The organism is Onishia taeanensis, from assembly GCF_003268885.1.
In the GTDB taxonomy this organism is placed as follows: domain Bacteria; phylum Pseudomonadota; class Gammaproteobacteria; order Pseudomonadales; family Halomonadaceae; genus Onishia; species Onishia taeanensis_A.
The window spans coordinates 404,724-419,976 of record NZ_QLSX01000001.1 but is presented as its reverse complement, the minus strand read 5'-3'; the positions used below and the strand labels follow the sequence as shown (position 1 = coordinate 419,976).

The 15,253-nt window shown below is 60.5% G+C and carries 12 protein-coding genes; all 12 read left to right on the top strand.

Features of this window, described 5'->3' with window-relative positions:
• Positions 1–17 precede the first annotated feature (17 nt).
• Positions 18–2,216 carry a methyl-accepting chemotaxis protein gene (locus BCL93_RS01985; RefSeq protein WP_112053424.1) on the top strand — a complete coding sequence of 733 codons (2,199 nt, stop codon included), beginning with the start codon at positions 18–20 and terminating at the stop codon, positions 2,214–2,216.
• Positions 2,217–2,266: 50 nt separating this feature from the next.
• On the top strand, positions 2,267–3,088 hold the full coding sequence (locus BCL93_RS01980; RefSeq protein ID WP_112053423.1) for a CheR family methyltransferase: 822 nt from the start codon (positions 2,267–2,269) through the stop codon (positions 3,086–3,088).
• Positions 3,089–3,228: 140 nt separating this feature from the next.
• A complete protein-coding gene (locus tag BCL93_RS01975) occupies positions 3,229–4,290 on the top strand; it encodes a protein-glutamate methylesterase/protein-glutamine glutaminase (RefSeq protein ID WP_112053422.1) in 1,062 nt (353 codons plus the stop codon).
• Between the two features lie 42 nt (positions 4,291–4,332).
• Positions 4,333–6,036, top strand: a complete 1,704-nt coding sequence (locus BCL93_RS01970) for a methyl-accepting chemotaxis protein (protein ID WP_112053421.1) — start codon at positions 4,333–4,335, stop codon at positions 6,034–6,036.
• Between the two features lie 57 nt (positions 6,037–6,093).
• The gene (gene cheY / locus BCL93_RS01965; protein WP_112053420.1) at positions 6,094–6,483 is read left to right on the top strand and encodes a chemotaxis response regulator CheY; all 390 of its coding nucleotides are present in this window, start codon (positions 6,094–6,096) and stop codon (positions 6,481–6,483) included.
• Positions 6,484–6,521: 38 nt separating this feature from the next.
• Positions 6,522–7,208, top strand: coding sequence for a protein phosphatase CheZ (gene cheZ / locus BCL93_RS01960; RefSeq protein WP_112053419.1), 687 nt, complete (start codon positions 6,522–6,524; stop codon positions 7,206–7,208).
• A gap of 231 nt (positions 7,209–7,439) precedes the next feature.
• Positions 7,440–8,576, top strand: a complete 1,137-nt coding sequence (gene flhB / locus BCL93_RS01955) for a flagellar biosynthesis protein FlhB (protein WP_112053418.1) — start codon at positions 7,440–7,442, stop codon at positions 8,574–8,576.
• A 38-nt stretch (positions 8,577–8,614) separates the two neighbouring features.
• Complete coding sequence (gene flhA / locus BCL93_RS01950) at positions 8,615–10,699, top strand: flagellar biosynthesis protein FlhA (RefSeq protein ID WP_112053417.1); 2,085 nt, start codon at positions 8,615–8,617, stop codon at positions 10,697–10,699.
• Complete coding sequence (gene flhF, locus BCL93_RS01945; protein WP_112053416.1) at positions 10,696–12,981, top strand: flagellar biosynthesis protein FlhF; 2,286 nt, start codon at positions 10,696–10,698, stop codon at positions 12,979–12,981. Before flhA ends, flhF begins: the two co-directional genes overlap by 4 nt.
• 2 nt (positions 12,982–12,983) lie before the next feature.
• On the top strand, positions 12,984–13,589 hold the full coding sequence (locus BCL93_RS01940; RefSeq protein ID WP_112053415.1) for a hypothetical protein: 606 nt from the start codon (positions 12,984–12,986) through the stop codon (positions 13,587–13,589).
• Complete coding sequence (locus BCL93_RS17680) at positions 13,586–14,017, top strand: flagellar protein FlhE (RefSeq protein WP_112053414.1); 432 nt, start codon at positions 13,586–13,588, stop codon at positions 14,015–14,017. The genes BCL93_RS01940 and BCL93_RS17680 overlap by 4 nt, the downstream gene beginning before the upstream one ends.
• Before the next feature lie 135 nt (positions 14,018–14,152).
• Positions 14,153–14,857, top strand: a complete 705-nt coding sequence (locus BCL93_RS01930) for an RNA polymerase sigma factor FliA (RefSeq protein WP_112053413.1) — start codon at positions 14,153–14,155, stop codon at positions 14,855–14,857.
• The last annotated feature ends 396 nt before the right edge of the window (positions 14,858–15,253 follow it).

The following is a 15,253-nucleotide window of genomic DNA, read 5'->3' as shown; positions in this document are numbered from 1 at the left end:
AATGCAAGGGGGAAGAGATGCGCAATAACCAACCTGTCACGCAGCGGGAAGTAGAGCTGAAAGAAGATGACTTCCTGATCTCGAGAACGGATACCAAGGGACGCATCACCTATGCCAACCCGGCTTTCATCAAGATCAGCGGCTTCTCCCAGGAAGAGTTGCTAGGGTCGCCGCACAACTTGGTGCGCCATCCCGACATGCCGGTGGAAGCCTTCGCCAACATGTGGGAGACCCTCAAGGCAGGGGAGAGCTGGGCAGGGCTGGTCAAGAACCGCCGTAAGGATGGGGATCATTACTGGGTTCATGCCAGTGTCACTCCGATCATTGAGGACGGTGAGCTCGTTGGCTATGCCTCACTAAGGGTTAAGGCGGAACGCGAGGCTATCGAGGAAGCGGAGCGAAGTTATGCGCTGATCCGCGAGGGGCGGGGCAAGCACCTGACACTCGATCGCGGCCGATTGCGTCGTCGAGGCGTGCTGAGTCGGCTCCGGCAAATCAATCTGCGCAGTATGCGCTCGCGCTTGACGACCATGGTTGGTGTTTCGGCATTACTGCTGGTGGCCAGCGGTGGCCTGGGGCTTTTTAGTCTCAACGTTGCCGGCGAGCGACTCAATGAGATCAATCAGGACGGCCTGGAAGACGTGGCGCGATTACAGCGTATTGAACAGCTGATGACCCAGGGGCGTGACCGGCTCGATGGACCTGTCAGTAACCCGATGTCTGCCGATGTGGCCAGTCTCAAGGTGACGATCGGTGAACTGGTGACAAAACTCGAAGGTGCCTGGGGCGATTTCGTCGGTGATAGTGCCAACCTCTCGGCCACAGAGCAGACATTCGCCGACGGTCTCGATGTCTATATCGATGAGGGGCTGAATGCCGCGGTAGAAACGCTCGACTCGGGTGATTTTTACAAGGCCTATGTCGCCTTCAACGAGGTGTTGCGCCCCAAGGGAGACGAGCTCTCCAATACCATCAATGACCTGGTGGCCGACAAGCAGGCACATGCTGCCAGCATAGCCGAGCTGGCTGAGGCCGATCAGCAGCAGATGATCTTCATTCTGGGGGCGTTGCTGGCTGTCGGGCTGCTGCTGCTTGGTCTGCTGGGTATGCTGACTATTCGGGCCCTGGTCAAGCCGCTGCGTGAATCGATGCAGTTCACTCAGCAGATCGCCGCGGGCAATCTCGCCGCCAACATGCCGGCGCACCGCGATGATGAGGCCGGTCGGCTGATTGTTGCTCTGAATACGATGCGCAAGAGCCTCGGCACGATCATTGATGACGTCAACGGCAGCGTGACGGTGGTCGAGCCAGCGGCTCGCGATATCGCGCAGGGCAACGAAGACCTGTCATCGCGCACTGAGCAGCAGGCCGCTTCTTTGCAACAAACTGCCTCCAGCATGGAAGAAATGACTGCCACGGTTAGGCAGAACGCCGACAATGCGCGTCAGGCCAGCACCCTCGCGGTGGAGAATGCCACCCAGGTGGGCAATGCCGGTGAGCTGATGAATCAGGTCGTCGAGACCATGGAGCGCATTACGGCAAGCTCGCGCAAGATGACCGAGATTATCGACGTCATCGATTCGATTGCCTTCCAGACCAATATTCTGGCACTCAACGCTTCAGTAGAGGCGGCGCGCGCTGGCGAACACGGTCGTGGCTTTGCCGTGGTCGCCGAAGAGGTTCGTAGCCTGGCCGGTCGCAGCAGTTCGGCGTCCAAGGAGATTCGCGGCCTGATCTCTGGCTCGGCCAAGGAAATCGACAGTGGCGCCGGCCTGGTCAAATCAGCAGAAGAAGCCATCGGTGAAGTGGTGTCAGCAGCGACGCGTGTCAATGACATCATGAGCGAGATTACCGCTGCCTCAGAGGAACAGAGCAGCGGTATTACTCAGATCAATCAGGCGATCGCGCAGATGGACGAGGTGACTCAGCAGAATGCCACTCGGGTGCAATCCTCGGCACGTGCCGCCTCACAGCTTGAACACCAGACCCTGATTCTGAGTACGGCCATTGCCGCTTTCCGGCTGCACGGCGTTGGTGCGGAAACAGTCCAGCGGCTACCGAATAAGGTAAGCGAGATGCCGGCGCTTGGGCAGTCCTCAGGTCGTGGCGAGCGGTCATCCTCGTCCTCAAGCCAGCAACCTTCGCGTAGCTCAAATCAGGCGTTGAAACAGAATCGTCAGCTGGCGAATGCCAACGATGACTGGGAGGCGTTTTGAACAGTCACGTACCCCATGAGGCGGCCGGCCATGGAGGTTGGTCGACCTCCATGGCCGAGCGGGATCTAGTGTTAACCGAGAAGGATTTCACTCGCATCCGTGAACTCATCTATCAGCGAGCGGGTATCGTGCTCGCTGAGCACAAGCGCGAGATGGTTTATAGCCGTCTTGCCAAGCGGTTGCGTCATCATGGCCTTACTCACTTCAGTGATTATCTGGCCCGCCTCGAGCGGCAACCAGAGGCTCGCGAATGGGAAGCCTTCACCAACGCCTTGACCACCAACCTGACGGCATTCTTTCGCGAGGCGCACCACTTTCCCCTGCTTTCCCAGCATGTGGCCGAGCGGCGGGATACCGTGCGTGTCTGGAGTGCTGCGGCATCAACGGGTGAAGAGCCTTATTCGATTGCCATGACGCTGCGCGAAGCCTTGGGTGCACGGGCCGACCAGTGCCAGGTGGTGGCCACCGACATCGACTCCGATGCGCTCAACCGAGCAAGGGACGGCATCTATGCCATGGACCAGGTCGCCAAGCTCGAGCAGGGGCGAATCAAGCGTTTCTTTCAGAAGGGCAGTGGTCAGCGGGCCGGTTTTGCCCGGGTACGGCCTGAAGTTGCATCGATGGTCGAGTTCAAGTCATTGAACCTGCTTGCCCCTAGGTGGCCTATCGAAGGCCCCTTCGATGCCATCTTCTGCCGCAACGTGATGATCTACTTCGACAAGTCGACGCAGGCGAAGATTCTCCAGCGGTTTGCCCCGCTGTTGAAGCCTGATGGCCTGCTGTTCGCCGGGCATTCTGAGAACTTTTCCTATATCAGCGATGCATTCCGGCTGCGTGGCCAGACCGTTTATACCCTGTCACCTCGTGCCTGATGCACTGGCTGTTGTGAGCTGATGTGGTCTGCCGGTGCATTGGGCTGCTAAAGCTGGCTTCACGGCAGCCGATAACATGAAAGATGCCGGCTAGTGACGCGTTCGTCGCGGCAGCCGGCACTTAATAAAGGAGATTTGCCTTGAGCTCAGCCAGGATCAAGGTGCTTTGCGTCGATGATTCGGCGTTGATACGCGACCTGCTCAGCGAAATCATCAATAGCCAGCCTGACATGGAAGTGGTGGCTGTAGCACCAGATCCGTTAGTGGCACGAGATCTGATCAAGCAGCACAACCCAGATGTACTGACCCTGGACGTGGAAATGCCACGCATGGACGGCCTGGACTTTCTCGAGCGCCTGATGCGCCTGCGCCCCATGCCGGTGCTGATGGTCTCGTCGCTGACTCAGGCGGGGTCAGAAGTGACCTTGCGTGCTCTTGAGCTTGGCGCGCTGGACTTTCTGGCCAAACCCTCCATGGGCATTCGCAGCGGCATGATGGACTATGGCGAGTTGATCGCCGAAAAAATTCGTGCCGCGGCGCGTTCTCGTCCTCGGCAAGTGCGCCAAAAGGACCGTCCGGCTCCGCAGACGCTCAAGGCACCATTGGTGTCGAGTGAGAAGCTGTTGATCATTGGGGCTTCAACGGGCGGCACCGAAGCCATTCGCAATGTGCTTGAGCCTTTGCCTTCCAATGCCCCTGCGATCCTGATTACCCAGCACATGCCGGGCGGCTTCACTCGATCTTTTGCCGAGCGTTTAGACAAGCTTTGCCAGATTCGCGTCAAGGAAGCCCATGACGGGGAGCGCGTTTTGCCGGGCCATGCCTATATAGCTCCGGGCGATCAGCACCTCAAGTTAGCGCGGAGCGGTGCCAACTATGTGGTGCGTCTCGATAGCGGTCCTCCGGTCAATCGTCACCGCCCGTCGGTAGATGTGCTCTTCGAATCCGCAGCTCAGCAGGCCGGACGTAATGCCATAGGCGTGCTGCTGACTGGCATGGGTAAGGATGGTGCTGCTGGTTTATTGACCATGCGCAATGCCGGCTCCGCAACAGTGGCTCAGGACGAGGACAGTTGCGTTGTATTCGGTATGCCGCGTGAAGCCATCGCCTTGGGGGCCGCCGACGAAGTGCTGCCTCTCGATGCTATCGCCCCACGTTTGCTGAAACTGGTGGCAGCAGCAGGCCGTGCGCAGCGTGTTTGATTCGCACAGCAAGCCCCAAACACCTACACAGGAATTGACGGCATGATGTCCTTCTTTCGCAATATCAGTATCAAAAACGCGATGGCGTCCGTTCTGGTGTTGTTTGCCTTGCTCATTCTTCTGGTCTCGAGCCTTGGAGGAAGGGTCGCCAGAATGGCAAACGAGACCCTGGTGACCATGGATCGCATCAATGTCTCGCAGCTCAACGAAATCAACCGTGCAGATGCCTTGTTGAGCGGTGCGCGAGTCGATATCGCGGTCGCGTATGCGAAGCTGGTGCAAGACAGAGAGAACCAAGATCAGAGACTCGCGCAAATCGGCGATCAGATCGATCGTGCCGAAGACCGTTTCGATAATTTCTCTGCTGTCCCCAGCAAGTCTCGAGGCAAGGCACTTACCGAGCGCATCAGTGAGGACTTTGGCAACTACTTGGGTGCTGTGCGCCAACAGTCTGAGGCCTTGCTGGCAGGTGATCTCGACCGGTACCGGAGCCTGCAGGAGCGCTTGACCGGCCTAAACGAAGCCGCCGATAAAGGGATAACGGACTTCGTGCGCTATGCCGGTGAGCGTGGCGATAATCTGATGGCAGACTATGAGCACAGCACGACGCTATATGAGCGTATCGGTCTTGCTGCCTTGCTGATTACGGCCGCTATTCTCGTGCTGATCTATGTGGCACTGCGCAGCATCGTCATCCAGCCGCTGAACTCTGCGGTGGTCACTCTTGAGCGTATCGCCAAGGCGGATCTCACCGAAGACATCCGCGCCACCACCCGAAACGAGATTGGTAAGCTGTTCGCCGCCATGCGCGATATGCAGCAGGGGCCTTCCAAGACGGTGGGTACGGTCCGTGAGAGCAGCAGCTCGATTCATGTGGGTACGCGCGAGATCGCCAGCGGCAACGCCGACCTGTCATCGCGCACCGAAGAACAGGCGGCTTCGCTTCAGCAGACCGCTTCCAGCATGGAAGAGCTGACCACCACTGTTAAGCAGAATGCCGACAACGCGCGTCAGGCCAGCGGTCTTGCGCTCGAAGCGTCGAGCACGGCGGGTAAGGGGGGCGAGGTGGTTGATCGCGTAATTACCACCATGCATGGTATTTCGCAAAGCTCTCAGAAAATTGCCGATATCACTGGCGTCATCGATTCGATTGCCTTCCAGACCAATATCCTGGCGCTTAATGCCTCGGTCGAGGCCGCAAGGGCTGGTGAGCAGGGTCGAGGCTTTGCCGTGGTGGCGGGGGAAGTTCGCAATTTGGCGGGACGTAGCGCTTCGGCAGCCAAGGAAATCAAGACCCTGATTGATGACTCCGTGGGCCAGGTCAAACAAGGCTCCACCCTGGTCGAGCAGGCAGGGCAAACCATGCAAGAGGTGGTGGATGCCGTTAAGCGTGTGACCGACATCATGGATGAAATCTCGGCTGCTTCGCAGGAACAGAGCGATGGCATCGAGCAGGTCACACAAGCGGTTGGCCAGATGGATCAGGTGACGCAGCAGAATGCGTCGCTGGTGCAGCAGGCGGCGGCGGCGACCTCTCTCGAGGAGCAGGCCAGCCGTCTCGAGCAGGCGGTGGCGGTCTTCCGCCTGGCGGGCGGCGTCCCTCAGGCATTGCCCGCTGAGAGTGCCTCCCTACCGCCTGGTCGTACGGAAGAACGTCGCTCTGGGCTGACTCGCTCGGCGGCCGCGCACCAGGTGCCGGCAACCCGTGACAAGGCCACGACGGAAGACGACTGGGAAGAATTCTGATAACGGGCCGGCACCTTCGCCGGTCTTGATAACGACGACATGACGCAAGAGGTTGAAATGGCCAATAAGGATATGAAAATTCTGGTGGTGGATGATTTTCCCACCATGCGGCGTATCGTGCGCAGCCTGCTCAAGGAGCTGGGGTTCACGAATGTGGAAGAGGCCGAGGATGGTCAGGACGGTCTGAACAAGCTCAAGCAGGGCGGCTTTGAATTTGTGGTATCGGATTGGAACATGCCCAACCTCGATGGTCTGGAGATGCTCAAGCAGATCCGTAGCGACGATAGCCTGAAAGAGTTGCCGGTGCTAATGGTGACCGCTGAAGCCAAGAAGGAAAACATCATTGCCGCCGCTCAAGCAGGCGCCAATGGCTATGTGGTCAAGCCGTTCACCGCCGCGACGCTCGATGAGAAGCTGAACAAGATCTTCGAAAAGCTCGGCATGTAATCACGACGAGGGGCTTGCCCTCGGCAGGAGAAACGATCATGAGCGAAAATGCTCAACAGGCGTCTACCCCCGGCGGTGGCAGCGAAGACCTGGTGAAGCGCATTGGGCAGCTGACGCGCATGCTGCGTGAGAACATGCGCGAGCTCGGGCTTGACCAGGAAATCGAGAAGGCGGCCGAGGCGATTCCTGATGCGAGGGATCGTCTGAACTACGTGGCCTCGATGACCGAACAGGCGGCGGACCGAGCACTCAATGCCATCGATCGGGCTCAGCCGCTGCAGGATGATCTCGAGTCCCGCGCCTCGTCGCTCGACAAGCGCTGGGCTGAGTGGTTCGACGCACCGAAAGAACTGGATGAAGCTCGCGAGCTGGTCATTGATACGCGCAGCTATCTAGCGGAGGTGCCCGAGAAGACTCAAGGGACGCAGAAGGAGTTGATGGAAATCATGATGGCCCAGGACTTTCAGGATCTGACGGGCCAAGTGATCAAGAAGATGATGGATGTCATCCGTGAGATCGAGCATCAGCTGGTACAGGTGCTGCTCGACAGCGTGCCCGCCGAACAGGGTCGCGACGAGATGAAGCGTCGCGCCGAAGGGCAGTGGGAGGCCGACGCCAAGCGTGAGGCCTCACTGCTGAATGGCCCTCAAGTCAAGTCAGAGGCGCCGGATGTAGTGAGTAGTCAGGACCAGGTCGATGACCTCCTGGATGAACTGGGTTTCTAAACCTTGAGCCCCGCCGGACATCGTCATGTTCGGCGGAGCTTCATGCCTCCCGTGCTGTGTTTGTCTATTTTCTTTCCTACCGCTTAAGCTTCCCCCGGCTTGCTGATACGGCGCATGCGCCCGAATAAGGCCTAATACGTCGCGCTATTTGACGCATCGCCCCTTCCTCGCTTTCTCGACAATGATCAGCATCGAATTGCCCTCTCTGGAAGTGCCCGCTGGTTATGGCTTATGGCCGATGAAAGCAGTGATGACGAAAAGACAGAAGATGCCACACCACGACGAGAACAGAAGGCGCGTGAAGACGGTCAGGTAGCTCGTTCGCGCGAACTGGCGACCTTCTTGCTCCTGTTGGCCGGTGTCATTGGTTTGTGGTCGATGGGCAACACCTTGTACAACGAGCTTGGCACGGTTATGGAGCAGTCGTTTCTGTTCGAGCGTCGACAGGCGTTCGAAGTGATGCCCATGCTCACCCATGCCTGGACGCTTGGGCAAAACGCCTTGTTCACGCTGATGCCGTTATTCTTCTTACTGGTGTGCGTGGCTCTGGTCGCGCCGGCCTTGCTGGGTGGATGGCTGATATCAGCCAAGTCGCTGCAGCCTCAGCTCTCCAAGATGAACCCCCTCAAGGGGCTGAAGCGGCTTTTCTCGACTCAAGCACTGGCGGAACTGGCCAAGGCAATCGCCAAGGCGGTCCTGGTAGGAGGGGTGGGGGCCTGGTTTCTGGTGACTCATCTTGGCGAGTTCATGTCGCTAATGAATCAGCCCGTCAAGCAAGCCCTGGCCAATGCCATGAGCCTTGCTGCGACGGCCTGTGGCTTGATGATACTGACCTTGATTGTGCCGGTTCTCATCGACGTCCCTTTCCAGCTCTGGAGTCATGCCAAGAAGTTGCGCATGAGTAAGGACGAGGTCAAGCGGGAGCACAAGGAGTCCGAGGGTGACCCTCAAGTCAAAGGGCGCATTCGCTCTCAGCAACAGGCCATGGCTCGCAACCGCATGATGAGCAAGGTGCCAGAAGCCGACGTTATCGTGACCAACCCGACACACTACGCCGTGGCACTTAGCTACGACCAGAGCAAGATGGCTGCGCCGCGGGTGGTGGCCAAGGGCGCCGATGAGGTGGCCAAACGGATTCGTGAGCTGGGTGAAGAACATGGTGTCCCGATGCTCGAAGCCCCACCGCTGGCGCGAGCCCTGCATGGCCATGTCGATCTCGATGGAGAGGTGCCCATGGCGCTTTATACGGCCGTGGCCGAGGTCCTGGCCTGGTCTATGCGCCTCAAGAGCGTGCGCGTGGATGGCGGTGAGATACCAGAGACACCTCATGATCTGCCGGTCCCCAGCGAGTTGGATGATGGGTCCTAGCCTGACGCCCCGAGCGATGAAATCACCAAGGAGCCTCGATGAGAGCGCTGACTAACTATCTGGGCCGCATGGATCTGTTGGGTGACATGCGGATGAAGCTGCTGGCAGGCCCGTTGCTGATCATCATGATCCTGTCGATGATGATCCTGCCGCTGCCTCCCTTCGCGCTGGACCTGTTTTTCACCTTTAACATCGCCTTGGCGGTGATGGTGCTATTGGTCAGCATGTTCACCCAGAAGCCGCTCGACTTTGCAGCCTTTCCGGCAGTGCTGCTGTTCACCACTCTGTTGCGCCTGTCATTGAATGTGGCCTCGACGCGTGTGGTGCTGATGGAAGGCCACCAGGGCGGCGACTCGGCAGGCAAGGTCATCGAGGCGTTTGGTCAGTTTTTGGTCGGCGGCAACTTCGCTGTTGGCTTGGTGGTGTTCCTGATCCTGGTCATCATCAACTTCATGGTCATCACCAAGGGCGCTGGGCGTATCGCCGAAGTGGGGGCTCGCTTCATGCTCGACGCCATGCCCGGCAAGCAGATGGCGATCGATGCCGACCTCAATGCCGGCCTGATTGGTGAGGACGAAGCCCGCCAACGTCGCTCCGATGTGTCTCAGGAGGCCGACTTCTACGGTTCCATGGACGGTGCCAGCAAGTTCGTGCGTGGTGACGCCATGGCGGGGCTTGTCATCATGGTGGTCAACATCATCGGTGGGCTGTTGATCGGCATGATGCAGCATGACCTGGACTTCGGCACTGCCGCCAAGACCTATACTCTGCTGACCATCGGTGACGGCTTGGTCGCACAGATCCCTGCGCTGGTGATCTCCACCGCTGCTGGCGTGACCGTCTCTAGGGTCACTACCGATCAAGATGTCGGCCAGCAGATGATCAGTCAGCTATTCATCAACCCTCAGGTGTTGTGGCTGGCCGCTGGCGTCATGGGGATGCTGGGGCTGGTGCCGGGCATGCCCAACCTGGTGTTCCTGACTTTTACCGTGCTGCTCGGAAGCCTGGCCTGGTGGCTGCAGCGCAACGAACAAAACCGCGTGACCGAGGAAGCGGTCAAAACCGCGCCTCCCCCCGCTCAGGAAGCACCTGAAGCAAGCTGGGACGATGTCCAGCTGGTCGACACTCTGGGCCTCGAGGTGGGACACCGGCTGATTCCTCTGGTTGACCACCGCCAGCAGGGCGAGCTGCTAGGCCGCATCAAGAGCGTACGCAAGAAATATGCTCAGGAGGTGGGCTTCCTGCCGCCCGTCGTGCATATCCGCGACAATCTCGAGCTGGGGGCCAACACCTATGTGATTACCCTCAAGGGGGTAGAGATCGGTCAAGCCGAAGCCTATCCCGGCAAGTGGCTGGCCATCGACCCAGGCCAGGTCTCGGGTCAGCTCGAAGGCACTCGGACCGAGGATCCCGCCTTTGGGCTGCCCGCTGTGTGGATCGAGGCCGCGCAGCGCGAACACGCCCAGGTATACGGTTACACCGTGGTCGATGCCGGCACCGTCGTCGCCACGCATCTCAACCACTTGCTGCATCAGCATGCCGGCGAGATGTTGGGTCGACAAGAGGTTCAACAGCTACTCGACAAGCTGGGCGAGGAAGACAAGACCCTGGTCGAAGATGTGGTGCCGAAGATCGTCAACCTCACACAATTGCAGCGGCTGCTTCAGCAATTGCTCGAGGAAGATGTGTCGATTCGCGATATGCGCACCATTCTCGATACTCTGGCCGAACATGGCGGTGGCCAGGTAGATGTCAGCGATCTTACGGCCATGGTGCGGGTCGCCCTGGGACGTGCGATCACTCAGCAATGGTTTCCGGTCCAGGGCGATCTGCATGTGATCGGCCTGGATGCCAAACTTGAGCAGGTGCTGATGCAGGCCATGAACAGTGGTGGGGCGCTCGAACCCGGACTCGCCGAAACCCTGATGGATCAAGCCTCCAAGGCACTGGAGCGTCAGGATCAGAGCGGTGAGCCCCCGGTGTTGGTGGTCCAGCACAGCCTGCGTGCGCTGCTGTCGCGCTTTCTGCGCCGGCGCCTGCGCCACCTGGTGGTGATGTCTCAGGCCGAAATACCCGACGACCGCACGCTCAGGATCACCAGCATGGTGGGAGGTGATCGATGAGCGTGAAACGCTTCCTGGGGGCGAACAGCCGCGAGGCTATGCGCCAGGTGCGTGCGCTGCTGGGTGATGACGCACTTATCCTCGCTAATCGCCCGGTCGAAGACGGCGTCGAGATCCTGGCGATGGCCGACGATACAGGTGACGCCATGGCGACATCAGAACCGGCTGCCCGTGAGGCACCGCCTGCCTCGCGACCGGCGGCCACCGCTGGAAGTAACGGCGGTCTTGACTGGCGAGCCGCTCATCGCGCCTCTTCCGGACTGATGGCGCAGAGAGCACAGCCAGCCGTCGAGGCCCCCCCGACTCGCCCTGCGGCGAGTGTCTCAACGCCGCAGGACTTCGCTGCCCTTAGCCAGCAACTGCTGGGTGAAATGCAGGAAATGCGCGAAATGCTCGGCCAGCAAGACCGCGCCGGGCCCGGACCCGCGTCTGATCTGCGCCGCCGCTTGCTGGCATCGGGCTTCGGTCATGAGTTGGTCGCTGAGTTACTGGCGGCCCTGCCTTCGGAACTTGCCGGCACCTCCCTCGAGAACCAGCGGGCGTGGCTGCAACGTCAATTGGTGGCCCGGCTTGCTGTCGCATCGGAGCCCGAGGCGCTGCTCGACCAGGGTGGGGTGATTGCCCTGGTGGGTCCAACCGGTGTCGGCAAGACCACCACGACGGCCAAGCTCGCCGCCCGCTATGTGATGCGCCACGGCCCTGAGCAGGCGGTTCTGGTCACTACCGACGCCTACCGCATCGGCGCCCAGGACCAGTTGCGTATCTACGCTGACCTGATGGGCATCGAGATGCACGCGCTCGAAGCCGATCGTCCCCTGGAAAGTCTCTTGCCGCAACTGGTCGACAAGCACCTGGTCATCGTCGATACCGTGGGCATGAGCCAGCGTGATCGCCGGCTGCTTGAACAGATCGCTCACCTGCGCGGCGACAGTCGTGCCGTACGCTTGGTGTTGCTGCTCAATGCCGCCAGCCAGGGCGAGACGATCGATGAGGTGGTGACCACTTACTTACAGTCTGCCCGCGCCGTTGGCGGACGCCTTGAGGATGCCATCCTCACCAAGCAGGACGAGGCCGCTAGACTGGGCGGCGCTCTGGATACTCTTATCCGCCATGGATTGACCCTGCACTTCGTGTCTCACGGCCAGCGGGTGCCCGAAGATCTGGGACTGGCTGATGCGCAGGCGCTGATCCGAGAGGCGCTGGAGGCAGGCGTCCCTTCACCCTTCGCCGACGCCCAGGCCGATGATTCTCATGCCAGTGCCAGTCGAGGTGCACCGGCGCTGCTTGGCCAGGGCAGGGCGCTTGGCAGTATCTGGGAAATGCTGCATGCCCAGGTGCCCGGTTTCGCCACCCTTGCCGATGCTTGGGCGATCAGCTCACTGCCGCCGAGCCTGCATTCAGAGCGCCTGGCGCCCCTTCATGAGCGGGTGCCAGCGTCGGTGTCTACGCTTTTGTGGGCGCGGTCATCGACGCTTCAGGGTGAGGACTGGGTGTTACCTCATCTGGCCGTCGATGACGAGGGGCGCCCGGCGGTACAGCCGTTCCCCGAGCACCGGCTGATGGCGGGTCAATGCGCGCGCATGGAGTGGGCCGAGACGACATTGGGAGTGAGCGCTCATTTGCTGCCCCGGCTGCCCGATGCCCGGGCAAGAGCTTGGCTTCAAGCGCGTAGCAGCGGTTGGTTGAGCCAGGCACAGGGCAACAGCCGCGTGCTGTATCGCGGCGAGCGTCTGCCCCTTGCCGGGCTTGCCGATGAGGCACAGGCCATCGAACCTGCGCTGATTCGCTCTCGTGGCCAGGCGGCCAAGGTCATGCTGAGCCGGCTTGACGTCCTCAGTTACGGGGCAGGTGAAGCCAGCGGCGATGCCTTGTGTGCCTGGTTCGCTGAGGTGCGCGGGCGTGATAGCGGCATGATGCTGACCCGTCGTTACGCCTTGTCGCCAGCCTGGTGGTCGATCGAGTCTGGCCGAGAGGCATTGCTCAAGCAGCTTTACAACGATGAGCTGCCGACACTTGCTCGCCAGGCATCACGGCAGCTCGCCGGGCATGGGCCGCTTGCCATCGACAGCGAGTTAAGGGTGTTCATGGCGACGGGCATTGCCGCCTTGGCGCTGCATCTCGAGCATGCCGAAGATGATTGGGCCATGGACGTGCGTGCGCACCTGTTGCGACTGCAGGCGGGTCGTCGGCCACGTCGCGCCAAGAGCCTGTTGGAGGGATTGATACAGGTACTGGATGCCCGCGAAGCGATTCGCCACTTCAGTGAACAGGCAGGGCGTTGAGTATGAGTGATCAGGCAGCCGGCCTGCGCCGCTGGGCTCAGGAACGAGAAGCCTCTGGCGATGAAGTGCCGGAGGAGGCCGTGCGCTCAGATGATCAGCCACCGGCTGATGACGCCGACCGCGGACCGGATGCCCCGGACATGGTCGGCTCGGCCCAGGCGTCAGAGCCCGAGCCGGAGCCGGAATCGAAACCCGGGCCGGAACCGGCGCCTGAGCCAGAACCTATTCCTACCATTCCGCTGATGGTGCTGGGGCTTCCCAAAGTCGATGGCGTCGAGCGTGCACAGGCGGCATTGGTCAGCTGGTCACGCCGGGGGCAGCGCTGGGTCGGTGATCCGGCGGCCTGGCAGGTCGTGGCCTGCGACGCCCACAGCCCGCGACTGGCCCAACTTGCTAACCAGGAGAAGCGCTGGGCTTTGTGGGTCGATACCGACGGCGACGGTTTTCGTCAGGCCTTCAATTTGATGCAGGCCGTCCGGCGTGGCGGCGGGCCTCGGCGCATGCTGGCACTGCATCCGCCGGTGGCCTCGCGGCGCGGTTTGCTCAACAATCTGCAGCAAGCGGCCCGCGAGGCTTTCGATATCGACCTTCTGGTGCTGGCGCCATGAGCCGGTACTGGGCAATCCGTTTAGTCTGCGTCGCGATGATGCTGGGAATGGTGCCAGCGTGTCTGGCCGCCGGCAGTTGGGTGGCCAATGCCCCTTCGGTGACCGTGGCGGTGCCGGGGCGAGTGGCAAGTTCTGAGGCTTTCTCGCCGCCTCACTCTTCACGACTGGCAGGACGACAGGTCAGCGAGGTCAGCTGGCGGTTTCGCTTGCCGCCCGGCCAGGCGCTCCGTGCATGGCTATGTCAGGGCAGCGAATGCCTGTCATTAACCTCGTCCCGGGGGCGGCGTTCCGCCCCCATGTCCTGGCAGGCTGGACGTGCGGTGCATTTTCGCTTTCTGCTACCGAACGGCCAGCGTCGAGCAGTCAAGGTCGAAAGTCTGCAGGTCATCGTCAATTATCGAGGCCCAGGCGCTTCATCAGCGAAATAACCGCCATCATTAGGGGCTATTTCACCCTTCTGCCAAGCGGCACAGGCTGAATAATAGAGTGCATCGAACTCCGGTTTTACGGAGTGTCGTCCTAACCACGCTTTCCGGCTCCATGTCGGTCCTTGAGGCAACAGGATGTACACGGCACAGGGCAAGATCGATCAAAATGCAATGCTCGAGCAGTACCTGCCCGTGGTCCGGCGTCAGGCACTGACGCTGCAGGTCAAGCTACCGGCAGCGGTCGAGCTGGATGATCTGATTCAGGCGGGTATGGTGGGGTTGCTGGACGCCCTCGGACGCTTTGACGCCAAGGCGGGTGCCAGCTTTACCACCTTCGCCAGCCAGCGCATTCGCGGCGCCATGATCGACGAGCTGAGAACCCGGGACTGGATGCCACGCAGCGTAAGGCGCAATGCCCGCAGCGTGGATGCCAGCGTGCGTCGTCTCGAACAGCAGTTAGGCAGGCCGCCGGAGGAGCGGGAAATTGCCGCCGATCTCGACATGCCGATGGATGTCTACCGCCAGCTGTTGAGCGATACCAATAACGGCCACCTGTTGCCGTTCGAGGAGCTGGTAGCCGAAAGCGGCGAACCCCAGGCCGGAGCAGGCGGGCCGCAGTCTCCTTTTGCGGCACTGGTCGATAGCCAGCAGCGCGAACAGCTGGTAGAGGCCATCAGTGCCTTGCCGGAGCGAGAAAAGCAGCTGATGGCGCTCTACTATCAGGAAGAACTGAACCTCAAGGAAATCGGTGCAGTGCTCGGCGTGACCGAATCCCGTGTCTGCCAGCTGCACAGCCAGGCCGTGAGTCGTCTCAGGGCGCGAATGGCTCCCGATAGCTGATGCCTGTTTCGGCGACCCACTGCAAGCTCCCCCCTGTCCCTAGCGTTATCCCTTCTGACATCCGTTACGGCTGCGCGATGATCCCCGCAAGCGCAGGAGTCGGGTGTCGCTTATCGAGGCCCCCTGATGGTCAGGGCTGTCAGTTACCCCTTGTCTTCCCGCTGCTACATGCCCTGAAAGAACCGTCGGTTGATGATTGAGTCTCTCTAGGCCCAGTGCGGGGACACGGGTGAGGTGAGGCCTGGCGTCACATTGAGTTCTAGTGAGTGCTCTGCGCAGTCTGAATAGACAGGAAGGGGCTGCCCCCGGACTCTGGGCAATGCGACAGGGAAGCTGTGAGGGCAGAAAGAAGCGGGAAGGGCGAGCGTTGAGGGAGAGTGATGAAAAAGGGCGCCC